The organism is Dyella sp. (genome assembly GCF_036568765.1).
Classification (GTDB): domain Bacteria; phylum Pseudomonadota; class Gammaproteobacteria; order Xanthomonadales; family Rhodanobacteraceae; genus GSA-30.
On record NZ_DATCRY010000006.1, the window covers coordinates 1 to 16,095 of the forward strand.

A 16,095-nucleotide genomic window follows, 5' to 3' on the forward strand; every position below is an offset into this window, starting at 1 on the left:
TCCTTCAGCACCTGCGGCGAGAAATCCTTGCCGTTTACCGCCACGATCGTCACACCCGGCACCATGCCGGCCTTCGCGGCCAGGCCTTCCCACTGTGCGTCGCGTACTTCGCCCTTGTCGGATACCTGGATACCTAGCGAGTAAGCCAGGTTGATCGACTTGCGCAGCTTTTCCTGCGTGGTCATGAACTCAGTGGGCTTGTCGTCGAAGGCCAGCTTCCAGCCGCCGCCTTCGATACCCTTCTCGGGCATGGTGTCGCCGGTGTAGTCGAGACGGTCGCGCAGGAAGGTCTTCCAGTCGTACGGCTGTACGTCATTGAGGGTCTTGACCACGTCCTCGAACGTATAGGTCTTGGGCACATAGCTGCCGCTATCCATGCCATAGAACGCCTTGGCGAACTCATCGAGCGTATGCTTGCCGCCGGAGAGCTCGCGGATCTTCGTATCCACGTCCAACCACAGCATCTGGCCTTCCGGGTAGTAATCCGAGCTGCGCCGCAGGTTCATCCAGCCGCCGTTACCGCGCGAAGAAAGGGGGATGCCGTCGGCGGTGTCTTGCAGCGAACGCCACTGGCGGCCGGTGCGCGCGCGCATATCCGCGGCGATCGACGCCAGCGAATCGCGCCATTGATCGGTGGTCCAGATACCCGAGCGTGCCGTCAACACACCGGCAAAGTAATCAGTGAGTCCCTCATACACCCACAACAGGTCGTCCTGCATCGGCTCGGTGTACGTCGGCGTCCATAGATCGGCCGGGCGGCGGAACTTGCCGTTCCACGAGTGCACATACTCATGCGGAAGCAACGAGCCAGCTGCGGTGTGCACCTTCGGGTCGGTAAGGAAGTTGGCGAACAGACGATCGTCGCTCGACTGATGGTGCTCCAGGCCGAAATGGCCCGTGTGATCGGAGACGACGAGCAGGAAGTCGTAGTGGCCGTAATGATGCGCGCCGAACAGCTTGTTCGCCTGCACCACGAGGTTGCGCTGCGGTGCGATCTGCTTGTCGGTGATTTTGACGCTTGCCGCGTCTTCACCCACGATGTCCAGGTGTACCGGCACGGACTGACCGGGCGCAAGGTCCACGCGGTTGAAATACTGGCCCGCGATCATGGGAGAGTCCACGAAGTTCTCGTAGCTCAGCGGCTTGAACGTCACGGTATCGCCCGACTGCGACGCGGTTTCCAGTGCGGTGGCGAACTTCCAACCTGCCGGCAGCTTCACCGTCGGTTCGATCGTGATGCGGCTGGTGTAGTAACCGGCCGGGTAGAACGACACCTCGTTGAATTCGAGCGGGATGTAGTGCGGCGTGGCATCGTCGAGGAAGTCGAAGCTCAGGTCGAGCTTATCCACGCCTTCGGGCACGTCCAGGTGGAAGGCATACATCTCCTTGAGATCGCGGCGCCATGGGATCTTCTTGCCATTGGCCGTGACAATGAAATTGGCCACGTTGGACAAGGGGCCGCTCGGCCTGTGCTCGCCAGGGATCCACTTCGGGTAGTACAGCACCACGTGGCCCGGCGAGACCGGAATGCTCTCGCGCACATGAAGCAGGTGCCGCGCTTGATCGGTCAGGTCTACCGTTACCGCAAGATTGCCTTTGTAAGGTTGATCGAGCGGAGCGGGGAGGTCTTGCGCGAAGACAGCCGGAGCGGTGGTAGCCAACGCGATGGCGATAGCAAGCGAGGCACGACGGAAGGTAAGGCGCATGAGAGATTCCAGGCGGCGGAGGGAAGCCCCGATGGTGGAACGTGGCGACCCGGCATCGTATAGGCCAGAGGTCACGGACCGCGCGTGTTTATCCGATAAATACGTCCGGGAGGCCAGTCACCACCACCGTCGGAGTCGGTGCCTGTGGGCCGGCGGGCGGAAGGTCATGGCAGGTCTCGCAACGGTCGTCGGCACGAGGGGCACTGCGCCCATTGATACGCACCGAGGCGCTCCCCATGACCACGCGTCCCAGGTTCGTGGGAGGCTCCTGGAAAACACCGCTGTAAGGGATATGCGGTGACATATTCTGGGCCATCGACCCCACGAAGGCGCCCGAACGTCCATTAATCCGCACATTAAAGCTCGTATCGAGGGCAACTTTTCCACTGAAGGGAAACGGCATGGGCGTGGGTACCGGTCCGGTCGGCGACGGAATCAGCACGACATGGATGTCGCCAGCGTTGACGATGCTGTTGCCCATGCGTGCGGTAGGTTTTCCCATGGACCTATCCTTAGTTGATGTCGATCGTCGTAGCGCTGAGCTTCATGTTTTGTCCGCCAAGGGCCTGCTGGGACCCCGCGCTTAGATCCAATTTGACCGATCCGGACATGTTCTGGATTACGGCATGGCTTGCTTTCAAGGTCAGCGTATTGGCCGTAGTGATGGTGACGTCGCCCTTACTCTCTATTGCGATGCGATTGTGCGCGGTATCGATCTATACGGTGTTCTGGTGTTCATCGATGAGTGTGAGTTGGCCGTCCTTGCTGTCATCGAAAATCAGCTGCTTGCCTTGGCGGGTCTTGATCGTTCGTACGTCCTGCTGCCGGTCCGCGTCCACTACCGGTGGTCTGGCGTTGCCGCTCCACAGAAAGCCGAGTACAAAACCTTGCTTCGAGTTGCCGTCAGCAAGAGCCACCAATACCGAGTCGCCTTCCTCGGGCAGAAAAAACGCGCCGCAATCCGGACCGCCGTAGAAACTCATCACCTGCAACCAATCCGACTCCAGCGGGCCACTGTCACCCTGAAACAACACAGGGACCCTGCCAAGTCCTCCCGGATCGTCGACCCGTTTGACTTGCGCCCTAGTCATGCCACTGAGCACCTGATCGGTTAAGGCCGCGGGCCGACTTGCATCGGAACTCATGTGCTGAGTCTCCTGATCGGGCGTGGGTCGAAGGCGGACCTTACTAGGCATCCGGATTCGGGCAGCCATGCTTTGGCACCAGCCCAAATAAATCGAGGCCACGCCTCGGTGGCGACGATCAGATGGCGAGCAAATCCCTATGCTTACAGTGCGCCCTGCCAACTGAACTCTGTAGAAGCTAATCAGTGAGAAACGATGCGAAGATCAAGGTCAGGGGGACATTGAATCGCCGGTGTCAACCTCGCCCCATTTCTGAACAAAGAAAAAGCACTCGGACCGACCCAAAAAGCATTTATTTTGACAAAAGTGCGACGAAGGCTTTTATCGAATAGCTTCATGATGCGTTGTGCAGCTTCCGTTTCCGAAACCGTTGTCATTGACCCAGAAAGGACGACGTTCTCACTCCACAAGCCGGCTGGCAAAAAAGCTACGGAGTCCGGGTTTAGCTCCGGACTAGTTGAGTAGGTGTATTCACCGGAGTTCAATTTAAAAAAAGCAGATGTTACTGCCGTTTCAAAGGCAGTCACTAAATAATGCGGACATCGGACTGATGCATCCTGGAGGGCGCGGCCGAGATCAGCAATCTCGCTTCCACGAAGAAAGGTTACATTCTCTTTCGCCTTATGGTTGCCCATTAGTGTATACCGAAGCCGCACCTCCGCCTCAAGCGAATCCAGTACAGCTCGAAGATCATCATTGGCGGCAAAAAAATTTATCCGTTTCTTCACTATTTCACCTTCGGAATAAGTAACAGAGTGTCATTTGGGTAGGCGGCACTCATCACTGGCAACCAACGCGACTATACCGGGCCGCTATCGCCCTGAAACACACGGTGACCCGGCCAAGTCCCTCGGGATCGTCGACCTGTTTGACCTGCGCCATCGTCATGCCAACGAACGTTTTTTTCTCGGGTAATGCAGTGGGCAAGTTTGAATCGGAATTCACGTGCCAGATTCGTGGATGGCACCTGGAAACACCGCTATAAGGGATATGAGATGGGATGTTCTCCGCCATCGAACCCGTGCCACCGCGCACTTCATTGGGGCAAGGCCGTAGACGTGCTTGCGTCGGAAGTCATCTGCCGCGTCTTCTGGGCGAGCGATAGAGGCGATACCGGGCCGCCTTTTGCCGAACGCGAACCTTACCTAAGCACGTCTAGAAAAAGCCAATCAGTGGGAAACGATACGAAGATCAAGGTCAGGCGGAGATTGAACCGCTGTCGTCAACCTAGCTCCGTTGCTGAACAAAGAAAAGGCGCTTGGTCCGACCCAAAACGCGTTTACCTTAACAAAAGTGCGACGGAGCACTTTATCAAATAGCTTCATAAGACGTTGAGCGTCTTCTGTATCCGAAACTGTTGTCACCGACCCAGCAAGAACAATATTCTTGTTCCATAAGCCGGCTGGTGAAAAAGCAACAGAGTCCGGATTTAGCAGTTGACTAGTAGAGTAAGTGTGCTCGCCAGAGTTCAATCTTAAGAATCTAGGCGTTACTTCTTTTTCAAGAGCTGTCACTAGATAGCAAGGGCATTTTGCAGATGCATCCTTAACTGCGCGACCGAGATCGGCAATATCGCCGCCACGAAGAAAGGTTACATTTTTCTCGGCCGTGTGACTTCCCATGAGGGTGTATCGGAGTCGTACCTCTCCCTCAAGCGAATCCAGTACAGGCCCCAAGTCATCATTGACCGCAAAAAAATTTATCCGTTTCTTCACTACTTCACCTTCGGAATAAGTAACAGAGTGTCATTTGGGTAGGCGGCACTCATCACTGGCAACCAACGCGACTCTACCGGGCCGCTATCGCCTTGAAACACACGGTGACCCGGCCAAGTCCCTCGGGGGCGTCGACCTGTTTGACCTGCGCCATCGTCATGCCACCGAACGCTTTCTCGGGTAAGGCCGTGGGCAGGTTTGAATCGGAATTCATGTGCTTTGTATCCTGGTCCGACGTAGATCGAAAGCGGACCTTACTAGACAACGAATACCCAGCCGCCCTCTAGGCCATACGTCCTGCTTGACGCCGAGCCAAGTGTATTGTTGTATTAATACACATGGATGCCTCACTACTGACCATACAACCTTCCTCGCCGGAGCCGATCTATCGGCAGATCGTCGAGCAACTGCGCCGGCTGATTGCGGCGGGCCAGCTTACGCCGGGTGAACTGTTGCCCTCGGTGCGCGATGTGGCCGGCTTCCATGCCATCAACCCGATGACGGTATCGCGTGCCTACGGCATGGCCGAGAGCGAAGGCCTGCTGGAAAGGCTGCGCGGCAAGGGCATGGCCGTAGCGCAAACGCATCGCGCGACACAAAGCCAGGCGCAGCGCCTGGCCTTGCTCGAACCGCAACTGCTGGCGCTGGCGCGCCAGGCGAACGAACTGGAATTGCCAGCCGATCCCGTCCTGCGGCGGCTGGCCAAACTGCTGGGGGAATGACGATGAATGCCGTACTTCGCGAGACTGCAACGATCGCTCCGTTATCCGCGCAGGGACTGCACCATGCCTACGGTCGGGAGACTGTGATCGCCGGCATCGATCTTGCGCTCGAACCCGGTAGCGTGCTCGGCCTGATCGGCCGTAACGGTGCCGGCAAATCCACCTTGATTCGCGCCATGGTGGGGCTGCTCGAGCCGAGCGAAGGCAAAGCCTTCGTCTTCGGCGAGCCGGCACTGCGCCTGTCCGATGCCGCCAAGGGCCGGCTTGCCTACGTCGCCCAACAGCCGGAGGCGCTGGCGTGGCTCACCAGCGAGCAGATGCTCGATTACTTCGGCCGCTTCTATCCTCGCTGGGACAATCGCTTCGCCAAGAGCATGCTCGAGCGCTGGCAGATCCCGGCCAAGCGATTGCTAGCCAAGCTCTCACCCGGCGAGCGTCAGCGCGTGGAGCTGATCCGTGCGCTGGCTTCGCAGCCCGACCTGTTGGTGCTGGACGAACCGGCTGCCGCGCTCGATCCGGTTGCGCGGCGCGAACTGTTGCGCGAAGTGGCGATTCGCGCAGGCGAGTCGGGCACCACGGTACTGTTCTCCACACATATCGTCTCCGACCTGGAGCGCGTGGCTTCCGATATCGCCTTCATGCATGAAGGGCGCTTGATCCTGCACTGCCCGGTGGACGATACCAAGGAGCGTTTCATGCGCCTGTGGTTGCCGCCACGCCTGAGCGCGGCAGCACCGGAGATCGCTCTGAGCCACCGCCAGCATGGCGACGGCAGCATCAGCCTGGTGATCGAACGCGATGCCAACGGCCAATGGCCGCAGCAGGCGACGTTGCCAGGCGCACGTGTCGATCCCCTTGGGCTGGAAGACCTGTTTGTGGAGATCGCCGAATGACTCCCTACATCACCATTCCCTGGCGTTCGACGCGAGCACCGGCGCGCTGGGTATTCATGCTGCTGTATGTCTGCTGCGCCATCGTGGCGGCGTGCATTCTGATTTACGGACCGCATAACGCCAGCGCGGCTGGCGACGCACTGAGCGCCGTGGCATTCGGTACGATCTACTGCTGGGGCTTCTACTATTCGCAAACACTGCTGTTTGCGGCCGATGCGCACGGCATGCGCGTCCCGGGCATGCCACGTAACGTAGGCTTGAGTCTGCTGTTGCATGGTTTGTTATTCGTTGTCGTTCCTGCAGCGATACTGGCACCGCTCGGTGCGCCGGTATGGCCGAGCATGGTACTGCTGGCACTATGCGTTACCGGCGGTTTGCTGTTCGCGTGGATGCCGCAGTACGTAGCCTCGTTGCTGGCCTTGCTGCCGGCCATCATGCTAAGCCCCAACCTTCGTCTTCCCGGGCCGAGTACGCCGGATTTTCTTGGCTGGGCGGTGCCGGTGCTGCTGGGCGCGTTAGCGATAGCGGCCTTACGTTGGCACTCGCTACTGTTTTCGGGTCGTACGCTCGAGCAGGCGCGCGGGAGGCCCATGGTGCTGCAGTTCCGCCGCCTGGAAAGCGGTGGTCTGGGCGGCTGGTTCGCCATGGACAACAAAAACCTGGCGCAGAACCGGTGGCCAGCCTGGGCCCAGGCGTGTGCGAACTTGCGTGGTGTCGGTCCGAAAGCGCCGATGCGTACCTTGCGCGTCGCGCTGGGAGGGTTCTACACACCGATGACTTGGTGGGGTTATTTGTCGATAGCACTGCAATGGGGGTTTGCGATCGCTGTTTTCCTGGTCGTGATCGCGGCGACGAAGTTCCGTTATGGCAGCGATTTCGTGATGGAACTGTTTCAGCGGTTGACCCTTCCCATGTTCTCCGGTTTCGCGGCCTATGCGACCGCGCTGATCTCCGTCATGACCATTGCGCGCATGACGCAGCGTTGGAACCACGTCAATCGCGAATTGCCGTTGATGGCGTTGATGCCGGGGCTGGGTCAAGCCGATGAAGTCAAACGTTCCTTGTTGACCGCGTCGCTGGTACGCCCGCTGATCGCACAGGCAGCAATGACTGCCTTGCTGATCGCAAGCGCGTTATATCTGCATGCCGAACCGATCGTCATAGTAGCGGTGACTGTCGCCCAGCTCGGCTGTGCTGCGCTGTTGCCGGCTCTGATACTGCGCACGATGGGCGGTGTTCCGCTGCCTGGTTGGGTGCTCGGTGTCGGATGTGTCGTGCTGCTTCTGGTCGTCAACATCAACAGCCTGCTGCCATGGATGTCGCGTCTGCCCACACCATCGCATCAGCTCTATGAGCATGCCGCGTTCTATCTCGCCGCGTTCTGGCTGGCGGTGATTGCGTTCCTGGCCTGGCTGGGTAGCAGTGGCTGGAAAGCATTGCGCAGCCGTCCGCACGCATTTATCGCGAATCTGGGTTGAATCAGGAGCCCGCCCCGTGCATTACGCGGGGCGGGCTTCGGCTATCACGATTTGATAAAGGCCAGCACATCCTGGTTGAAGCGGTCCGGCTCAACCTGCGCCAGGCCATGGGCACTGCCCTTGTACACTTTGAATGTGGCGTTCTTGACGATCTTGGCAGTCTTTTCACCTGCGGCCGCGATCGGCACGATCTGGTCGTCGTCGCCGTGGATCACCAGGGTCGGCTTGTCGATCTTTTTGAGATCCTCGGTGTAATCGACCTCGGAGAACTCATGGATGCAGTCGTACTCGCCCTTGATACCGCCTTGCATGCCCATGCGCCAGAAGCTTTCGCGCAGGCCTTCGTTGATCTTGGCGCCATCGCGATTGAAGCCGTAGAACGGCATGGTCAGGTCGCGATAGAACTGTGAGCGATTGTTCGCTACGCCTTGGCGAATCCCGTCGAACGCTTCCTTCGGCGTGCCTTCCGGATTGGCCGGTGTCTTGAGCATCAACGGCGGCACGGCACCCACCAGCACCACCTTGGCCACGCGGCCGGTGCCGTGACGACCGATGTAGTGCGCCACCTCGCCACCTCCGGTGGAGTGGCCGATCAGAATCGCGTCCTTGAGGTCGAGCTTCTCGATCAGCTCGGCCAGATCGTCGGCATATTGATCCATGTTATTGCCGTCCCAAGGCTGGTCGGACAGTCCATGACCGCGCCGATCGTGCGCGATCACCCGGTAGCCTTGTTGCCCAAAAAACAGCATCTGCCCATCCCAGGCGTCTCCCGCCAGCGGCCAGCCGTGCGAAAACACAATCGGCTGCCCCTTGCCCCAATCCTTGTAAGCGATCTTCGTCCCGTCTTTCGTGGTGATGCTGCTCATCGTCCGCTCCTTACATGGCTATGCGCTTGGCGCAGGTTGGTTGAAACACAACGGCCCGGCCTGGAGGGCGGATCGTCCAGGCGGGCGGCGAGTGGTTCGGCTGGTTCCCGAATTCGAAAGAAATAGCAGACGGATCGTTATCCCGGCGTGGAGTTTTGCGCCTCCGGGCCACCGTTGCTTTTGGCGGTAACGCCCACAGCTAAAGCCCATCACGGCGGCACCGGTGCATGTCGATTTGGCATACCTGCCATGCATGCGGGCACCGTCACGACACGACCTTTCGGAGCATTCCCATGGCCCATCCGGCCCTCTTCAAGCCTTTCCACGTACGTAACCTCGAACTGGCGAACCGCATCGTCATCGCCCCCATGTGCCAGTACTCGGCGGTGGACGGTTGCATGACCGACTGGCATCAGATTCATCTGGGTCAGTTGGCGCTTTCGGGGGCTGCGCTGCTGACCATCGAAGCGACGGCCGTATCGCCGGAAGGCCGCATTACCTATGCCGATGTCGGCCTGTACGACGATGCGACCGAGGCAGCGATGGGGCGTGTGCTGGAAAGCGTGCGACGTTGGTCGAAGGTGCCGATTGCGGTGCAGTTGGCGCATGCCGGGCGCAAGGCATCTACCGAGGTGCCGTGGGCCGGTGGCGGTCCGTTGGCTGCGGACGATCCGCATGGGTGGCAGGTGGTCGCACCGTCGGCGGCGGCGTTTGCGGACGGGTATCAAACGCCGGTGGCCCTGGATCGCGCTGGCATGGATCGGGTACGCGATGAGTTTGTCGCCGCGGCCAAGCGTGCGGCGCGGTTGGGCATCGATGCGGTGCAGCTGCACGCGGCACATGGTTATCTGCTGCATCAGTTCCTCTCGCCGTTGGCCAACAAGCGCGTCGACGAGTACGGCGGCTCGCTGGAGAACCGCATGCGCTTTCCGTTGGAAGTGTTCGACGCGGTGCGCGCGGCCTTCCCGGCAGACAGAACGGTGAGCGTGCGCGTCTCGGCGACGGACTGGGTCGATGGTGGGCTGGATGTCGAGCAGGTCGTCACATTCGCCAAGGCGCTGGAAGCGCATGGCTGCGATGCGATCCATGTTTCCAGTGGCGGCTTGCATCCGGGGCAGAACATTCCTGTCGGGCCGGGTTATCAGGTGCCTCTGGCGCGTGCGGTGAAGGCTGCAGTGAAGATGCCGGTGGTGGCGGTGGGTCTGATTACCGAGCCTGAACAGGCCGAGACGATTATTGCTACAGGCGATGCCGATTTGATCGCGCTCGCTCGTACTGTGTTGTACGACCCCCATTGGCCTTGGCATGCAGCGGCGGCTTTGGGAGCGCAGGTGCGGGCGCCGAAGCAGTATCTGCGCAGCCAGCCGGCGCGCTACAAGGATCTGTTCGGAGTGCGTGGGCCGGTGAAGATCGAGCCGTGGTGGGTGGACGGGGAGTGACCGTCCCTCAGTAGCCGATCGGCGCTCCAGGCAAGGCTCCTCCTCCTGCTTGCAGGGGGAGGCTGGGAGGGGGTGAGTTCTTGCAGGAAGCCAGATGTTCTTTGTCCGTTTTAAGGATAGGTAAGCATCTGGCGTTTCCCGAAGCTCGCCTATAAACAGGGGAGGGCGCGCGCCTCCCCCGTGCAGGCAAGCCTCTTCTTCGAGCTCGGCAATCTAGAACAAATCCCCTTGCGGCGAGGGCTCGCGTGGTGGCACAAAGCGCGAGCAGTCCAGTTGTACGCCGTCAGCCTCATTGAAGCCGAACTTGCGGCAAGCTACCTCGAATCGTTTCTTGATCATCTGCGCAAATACACCTTCGCCGCGCATGCGTGTGCCGAAGTCGGCTTTGTAATCCTTGCCGCCATGCATCTGCTGGATCAGGCTCATGACATGCTCGGCGCGCTGCGGCACATGCAGCGCCAGCCATTCGCGGAACAGCGCTTTCAGTTCGTATGGCAAGCGCACGGTGGTGTAACCGGCTCGCTTGGCTCCGGCAGCGGCAGCCTGTTCCAGCACGGCTTCCATATCGCGATCGTTGAGCGCCGGAATCATCGGCGACACCAGTACGCCCACCGGAATGCCGGCTTCGCGCAGGGCGGCAATAGCCTTGATGCGTCGATGCGGTGCGCTCGCGCGCGGCTCCAGTTTGGCAGCCAGGTGATTGTCCAACGAATTGATGGATACAAAGACCAGCACCAGGTTTTCGCGCGCCATGGCGGCGAGGATGTCGATATCGCGCTCGACCAGCGCATTCTTGGTGACGATGGTGCAGGGATGATGGCACTCGGCCAGCACTTCCAGCGCGGCACGCGTGAGCCGCCAGCGGCGTTCCACCGGCTGATAGGGATCGGTATTGCTGCCGATATTGATCGGGCTGATCCGGTAGCTTTTCTTGCCCAACTCCAGCCGCAGCACCTCGGCCAGATTGCTCTTGGCACGCAATTTGGTTTCGAAATCCAGGCCGGGCGAGAGATTGAGATAGCTGTGCGACGGCCGCGCGAAACAATAGATGCAACCGTGCTCGCACCCGCGATACGGATTGAGCGCCTGACTGAAACGAATGTCCGGCGAATCGTTGTGACTGATGACGCTGCGCGCGCGCTCCTCGGTTACTTTGGTACGCGGCCGCGGTTGCGTTTCGTCCAGCAGCGCGTGCTGCCAGCCATCGTCCTCGGCATGGTGACGGATCGTTTCGAAGCGCCCCTCCGGATTGGAGGCGGCGCCGCGGCCTTTATAGGCCTGTGGCGGCGTGGAGGTCATCGCACGACTCTAGGCCATGGCTGTCTCACCGCTGGCGACACCCCCGGATGCTATGCGCGTGCTGCCCTCCCCGGTGAACAGGGGAGGGAACAGTCAGCAGCGTTGCGATGCAAGTGCTTCTGTGCTCCGCATCGCGATGCGCTTATGGGTTTTCCCAATATCCACCCGCACGATCGCCGATCAGGTGGATCGAGTCGTAATCGGTCTTGGTGAGGTATTGATGGGTCGTCGTGGTCCACTTGTGCGGCTCGGCGGTCGGATATTCCGCCAGCAGCTTGTACCGCGAGCCGATCGCATAGAACCCGGCGGTGAATTCGTGACTCTTGCCTTTGGGTACATTGCCGTATCCGATCTGCTGACCGAACGGCTCGTAGATGGTGATCCAGACATCCTGGTCGGTCTTGTTGAATACCTTGAATCCAGCCATGTCGCTTCTCCTGGTCAGTCGCGCTTGCAGGGGCCGCTGCGGCGCCCTGCAAGCTGCGGTAAACCCGCCCCTGTCGTCAGGGAATCAGGGATTGATGCGCTTGATCTCGCTCAGCTGTGCGGGACCGGACAGTGGCTTGAAGACGTAAACCAGCGCAGGGAACTGCGGCCCCGGCAGCTGCGTCCCGGTGCCAGTGCACAGGAAGCAATAGTTGGTACCGGCCACGACCTGCGTGGCGACCGCATTGGCGGTGTACTTCACGCCCACCAAGTTACCGAAAGCTTCCTTGAGGACGGCCTCCGCTTCGGCACTCACGTCATAGTTGAATTCGCTCCAGCCCCCAGCGATCTGCGTCATGTCCTTCACTCCATGCTGGCCGCCGATGAGTGGGCTTGTTGCTGCGACGGCCGGCAGCAACAAACCGCGAAGCCGTAAGGGCGGCCTCGGAAGTTGCAAAAGCTTGCGCGTCGCGACCGGAATCGTCTGTAGAACAAACACGCTACAATCGCGATCCACCGCCCCGTGGTACGTTCATCTGCTCATGAATACCGCGCGACACGATGCCGACCCGCCGTTGATCCACGTGGCGATCGTCGAAGACGATCCGAGCTTCTGTATGGCTTTGAGTCAGGCAGTTCATGCGGCGGCGGATATGTTGTTGGTCGGTGTCGCCAGCTCGCGCATCGAAGGCCTGGCTTTGTTGCAAGGCCCGCCGGCGGATGTCCTGCTGGTCGACCTTGGCTTGCCGGACGGTTCGGGGATCGACGTCATTCGTGCGGCCGTCCAGCAATGGCCAAGCTGCAGCATCATGGTCAGCACCAATTTCGGCGACGAAACGCATGTCATGCGTTCGATCGAAGCCGGTGCGGCGGGTTATCTGCTCAAGGACAGCTCGCCGGTACGGATGGTCGATGAGATTCGCAGCCTGGCCAGCGGCGGCAGCCCGATCAGCCCGATCATCGCGCGGCAAATCCTGGCGCGCTTCCGGCAGCCCGGTCCCGATCCGCAGCCCGTCGCGCAGGCGCCAGCTGCACCGGATCTGCTGTCCCCGCGCGAGCGCGAAGTTCTCGACCTGATCACCAAAGGTTTTACCGCCCAGGAGATCGCGAAGCTGATGCAGTTGTCGCCCTTTACGGTGCGCTCGTTTGTCCGGCGGATCTACAACAAGCTTCAGGTCAGCTCCAAGGCCGAGGCGATCTACGAAGCGAGAACGCTGGGGCTGTTGCCGGATTAGCGCGTGGCTCCCATCCTCATCGTCGTCCCGGCTCGAGGGGCGGTCGGCGATCCCATATAGTCGTCCCATGAGATTCCGCCCAGCCGCACTTGTTCCCTATGCCGTGCTCGCCGCGTCGACGCTGCTGCTGGTAGCTGTCGGTGCCTGGTATGCGCGGGCGGGCGGGGACGATCCAGCGACGGCAGGCGCGCACCTGACCCGCGCCGAATGGCAGGTTGTCGATACGCAAGGCTTTCGCGCGCCCCCGTCGACCGTCGATAGCGCAAGCTTGCCCGGTACCTGGCAACCGGTCGTACTGCCGGATGCCTTGCACGATGCCAAGTCCGGTCCAGCCGATGGCGGCGTGCGCACCAGCTGGGTGAAGCTATCCACGCAAGGCTTGGCGATCCCGCCGGGTCCGCTGCTTCTTTACGGTGCCCGCATCCATACCGATGGAACGATAGCGATCTACGTCAATGGACAGCTGGTGCATCGCGCCCAAGCGCAAGGGCCGTTGTGGAACAGTCTTTTCACGCCGCTGCTTGTCGACCTCACCGAACACGAAGGCGGGGCGGTACCTAAAGAGATTCTGCTGCGGATCGAGCACACGTCCAGCTTCCGCGTCGGCGTATCTTCCCTCTGGCTGGGATCGCCAGACGCCATGCGGGAGCGCTACTACGTGCGCCTGTGGTTGCAGCAGGAAATGCCCGCCACGCTCAACACCGCGTTCCTGGCCGTGGGCTTTTTTGCGTTATTTATCTGGTTCAAGCGCAGACACGAGACCAGCTATCTGCTTTTCTTTTATCTTGCGGCGACATCGTTTGCCGCGCATATGCATTACTACGCGAACTTGCCCATCGCCAGCGGCTGGTTCGCCTGGATGACGCTCAATGCGCTGTTCTGGCTGATCGTCGCCATACACTTTTTCCTGCGTCAACTGCATGGCCGTCGGTTGCTATGGCTTACGCGCGGCCTGGTCGGCATCAGTGCGACGATCACCGTACTGACCTTGCCGTCGATCCAGGTCTTGTCGGTCATGCCGAACGCTCCGATCGTCGCGCCGTCGATCTACGCCATCATCTTGCTGGCCGCACTTACGGTCTCTATCGTCGACGGCGTTGCTGCCTGGAATCGTTCGCGCGAAGGGCGCCTACTGATGCTTTGCCTGGGCGTATGCGTACTGCTGGGCATTCCCGACTGGATGCTGCACAACCATGTGATGAATCCGGAGGGCTGGTTCACCGGGGCGTATACCAACGCCGTGACCTTCGGTGCATTCGGCCTATTGATGTATCGCCGCTACATCAATGCGATCGGCGAAGTCGAGCGGATCAACGCCAGCCTTGCGCAACGCCTGCAGCAGCGCGAAAGCGAGCTCGCTCTCAGCCATCGGCGCCTGCTGGAAGCCGAGCTTCGCCAGACCATCAGCGACGAACGCCAGCGCCTTATGCAGGACATGCACGATGGGCTGGGTTCCTCCTTGATCAGCGCCATCCGCTCCGTCCAGGGCGGCGGTGTGGATAGCGGGCAGGTTTCGCAGATCCTGAAAGATTGCCTCGACGACCTTAAGCTGACGATCGATTCGATGGAGCCGGTGGATGCCGATCTGTTGCTGTTGCTGGCCATGCTGCGTTTCCGCCTCGAGCCCCGCTTGAAAACAGCCGGCATCGCTCTCTCCTGGGAGGTGCAGGATCTTCCCGCACTGAGCTGGCTCGACCCCTCCAGTGCATTGCATATCCTGCGCATTGCACAGGAGAGCATCGCCAATATCCTTCGGCATGCCCAAGCCAGCGAGATCCGGGTGCGCACCACGGTAGCGACCGATGCCATCGAGGTGCATATCGAAGACAACGGCCGGGGCTTCGATATCGAGCGCGCACTTGCCGCTGCTACCGGTCGCGGCCTGCACAACCAGCAGCGCCGCGCCGCCGCCATCGGTGGCACGGTGACCTGGCAGGCGATCGATGGGGGCGTCCGCTTCACCTTGCGTCTACCGCTGGAACGACAAGTCGTGCCCGCCGGCTAAATACTTGTCTAGGCAAGAAAACCGGCTGGCGGCGTCGTAAAGAATTTCGACCGCCGGCCGTTAACCCCCTTGAGGCGATGGCTACAAAGAGGGCCACGTCGAGCAACGCACAGGGGAAAACGCCATGGGTATCTTCCGGTGGTTCGGACGCACTTCGCTCAACGCGAGGGTGTGGTTGGTCTTGCTGACCGTCGCAACCGGCCTTGCCGGCCTGACTGTCGTGTCGGAAATCGAAAGTCGAGACGTGCAGATGGCTGCACTCGGCGACAGCCTGCACGATCAGGTGCAAAGTGCCATCGCCATCGCCGATGACTATCGCCGGCGTGCGGCAACCGGAGAGATGAGCGAGGCCGACGCGCGCAAGCTGGCGTTGCGCGAGATTCAGGCCATGCGCTGGGACGAAGGCACCGGTTACATCTTCGCTTTCGATTCGGATGCCAAACTGTTGATGCACCCGTTGCGTACGAAAGATATCGGCAAGAGCATCCGCGACGACACCGATGCCCAGGGTTTTCATCACTATGCTGCCATGTTGTCGGCCGATCGCGAGGTGGGTTACGCGATGACGCGGTACATCCAGCTTATGCCGGACAGCAAGGCGACCAAGCCGAAGATCAGTTACTCGGAGTGGTACAAGCCCTGGAATATCCACTTCGTCTCGGGTGCGTATTTCGACCATATCGATGCGGCGTTCCATGCGCAGCTGGTCAAGAGTCTGTTGCGCGCGGCGGGTATCGCTACGGTTGTGGTTCTGCTGGTCTGGTTATCGATGCGCAGCATCAAGTCGACCATCGGTGGCGAACCTGCCGATGCGATGCGCATGGCCGAAAACATCGCGCAAGGCGATCTGCGCAGCGATAGCCTGCCTGCTGCTGCCGAAGGCAGCTTGATGCACGCATTGCAAGGCATGCGCACCCGCCTGGCGGACATCGTGGTGGATGTCCAGCGCGGTGCCGGGATGGTGACGCTGACCGCCCAGCAGATCGCGCAAGGCAACGACGATCTGTCGCACCGCACGCAGGAGCAGGCGTCCAGTCTTGAGGAAACCGCGGCATCCATGGAGGAGATGACTGCCACGGTCAAGCAAAACGCCGAGAACGCGCTACAAGCCGATCAACTCACCCGGGCAGCCCGCACACAGGCCGAGCGTGGCGGTGAAGTGGCGG

General features: G+C 60.5%; 17 protein-coding genes. 7 read left to right on the top strand and 10 right to left on the bottom strand.

The window, feature by feature from the left end:
* The 6 genes from VIM98_RS00410 to VIM98_RS00435 all read right to left on the bottom strand — a co-directional run.
* Nucleotides 1-1,706, bottom strand: a 1,706-nt coding sequence (locus VIM98_RS00410) for a M61 family peptidase (protein ID WP_331991108.1), incomplete at its 3' end; no start/stop codon positions are given.
* A gap of 88 nt (nucleotides 1,707-1,794) precedes the next feature.
* Nucleotides 1,795-2,208 carry a PAAR domain-containing protein gene (locus VIM98_RS00415; RefSeq protein ID WP_331991109.1) on the bottom strand — a complete coding sequence of 138 codons (414 nt, stop codon included), beginning with the start codon at nucleotides 2,206-2,208 and terminating at the stop codon, nucleotides 1,795-1,797.
* 214 nt (nucleotides 2,209-2,422) lie between these two features.
* Nucleotides 2,423-2,851, bottom strand: coding sequence for a phage baseplate assembly protein V (locus tag VIM98_RS00420; RefSeq protein ID WP_331991110.1), 429 nt, complete (start codon nucleotides 2,849-2,851; stop codon nucleotides 2,423-2,425).
* 182 nt (nucleotides 2,852-3,033) lie between these two features.
* Complete coding sequence (locus VIM98_RS00425; protein ID WP_331991111.1) at nucleotides 3,034-3,579, bottom strand: hypothetical protein; 546 nt, start codon at nucleotides 3,577-3,579, stop codon at nucleotides 3,034-3,036.
* 441 nt (nucleotides 3,580-4,020) lie between these two features.
* The gene (locus tag VIM98_RS00430; RefSeq protein WP_331991112.1) at nucleotides 4,021-4,566 is read right to left on the bottom strand and encodes a hypothetical protein; all 546 of its coding nucleotides are present in this window, start codon (nucleotides 4,564-4,566) and stop codon (nucleotides 4,021-4,023) included.
* A gap of 73 nt (nucleotides 4,567-4,639) precedes the next feature.
* Nucleotides 4,640-4,780, bottom strand: a complete 141-nt coding sequence (locus tag VIM98_RS00435) for a hypothetical protein (protein WP_331991113.1) — start codon at nucleotides 4,778-4,780, stop codon at nucleotides 4,640-4,642.
* Between the two features lie 124 nt (nucleotides 4,781-4,904).
* On the opposite strand from VIM98_RS00435, the gene VIM98_RS00440 reads away from it, so the two are divergent.
* The 3 genes from VIM98_RS00440 to VIM98_RS00450 are packed head-to-tail and all read left to right on the top strand — an operon-like array spanning nucleotide 4,905 to nucleotide 7,659.
* Entirely contained in the window at nucleotides 4,905-5,288 is a 384-nt protein-coding gene (locus tag VIM98_RS00440) for a GntR family transcriptional regulator (protein ID WP_331991114.1), read from the top strand.
* A 2-nt stretch (nucleotides 5,289-5,290) separates the two neighbouring features.
* Entirely contained in the window at nucleotides 5,291-6,181 is an 891-nt protein-coding gene (locus tag VIM98_RS00445) for an ABC transporter ATP-binding protein (RefSeq protein ID WP_331991115.1), read from the top strand.
* Complete coding sequence (locus tag VIM98_RS00450) at nucleotides 6,178-7,659, top strand: hypothetical protein (RefSeq protein WP_331991116.1); 1,482 nt, start codon at nucleotides 6,178-6,180, stop codon at nucleotides 7,657-7,659. The genes VIM98_RS00445 and VIM98_RS00450 overlap by 4 nt, the downstream gene beginning before the upstream one ends.
* 44 nt (nucleotides 7,660-7,703) lie before the next feature.
* On the opposite strand, the gene VIM98_RS00455 is transcribed toward VIM98_RS00450, so the two are convergent.
* Nucleotides 7,704-8,525, bottom strand: coding sequence for an alpha/beta hydrolase (locus tag VIM98_RS00455; RefSeq protein ID WP_331991117.1), 822 nt, complete (start codon nucleotides 8,523-8,525; stop codon nucleotides 7,704-7,706).
* Between the two features lie 293 nt (nucleotides 8,526-8,818).
* Here VIM98_RS00455 and VIM98_RS00460 point away from each other — a divergent pair, with 293 nt between their 5' ends.
* Nucleotides 8,819-9,964, top strand: coding sequence for an NADH:flavin oxidoreductase/NADH oxidase (locus VIM98_RS00460; RefSeq protein ID WP_331991118.1), 1,146 nt, complete (start codon nucleotides 8,819-8,821; stop codon nucleotides 9,962-9,964).
* A gap of 213 nt (nucleotides 9,965-10,177) precedes the next feature.
* On the opposite strand, the gene VIM98_RS00465 is transcribed toward VIM98_RS00460, so the two are convergent.
* The 3 genes from VIM98_RS00465 to VIM98_RS00475 form a co-directional block, all read right to left on the bottom strand.
* Entirely contained in the window at nucleotides 10,178-11,263 is a 1,086-nt protein-coding gene (locus tag VIM98_RS00465; RefSeq protein ID WP_331991119.1) for a PA0069 family radical SAM protein, read from the bottom strand.
* 142 nt (nucleotides 11,264-11,405) lie between these two features.
* Nucleotides 11,406-11,690: a hypothetical protein gene (locus tag VIM98_RS00470; protein WP_331991120.1), complete on the bottom strand. Its 285-nt coding sequence runs from the start codon at nucleotides 11,688-11,690 to the stop codon at nucleotides 11,406-11,408.
* Nucleotides 11,691-11,774: 84 nt separating this feature from the next.
* The gene (locus VIM98_RS00475) at nucleotides 11,775-12,047 is read right to left on the bottom strand and encodes a hypothetical protein (protein WP_331991121.1); all 273 of its coding nucleotides are present in this window, start codon (nucleotides 12,045-12,047) and stop codon (nucleotides 11,775-11,777) included.
* A gap of 184 nt (nucleotides 12,048-12,231) precedes the next feature.
* Between VIM98_RS00475 and VIM98_RS00480 the strand changes: the two genes are divergently transcribed.
* The 3 genes from VIM98_RS00480 to VIM98_RS00490 all read left to right on the top strand — a co-directional run.
* On the top strand, nucleotides 12,232-12,924 hold the full coding sequence (locus VIM98_RS00480; protein ID WP_331991122.1) for a response regulator transcription factor: 693 nt from the start codon (nucleotides 12,232-12,234) through the stop codon (nucleotides 12,922-12,924).
* Between the two features lie 67 nt (nucleotides 12,925-12,991).
* A complete protein-coding gene (locus VIM98_RS00485) occupies nucleotides 12,992-14,929 on the top strand; it encodes a sensor histidine kinase (RefSeq protein WP_331991123.1) in 1,938 nt (645 codons plus the stop codon).
* A 124-nt stretch (nucleotides 14,930-15,053) separates the two neighbouring features.
* A partial coding sequence (locus VIM98_RS00490) for a cache domain-containing protein (RefSeq protein WP_331991124.1) occupies nucleotides 15,054-16,095 on the top strand: 1,042 nt, incomplete at its 3' end.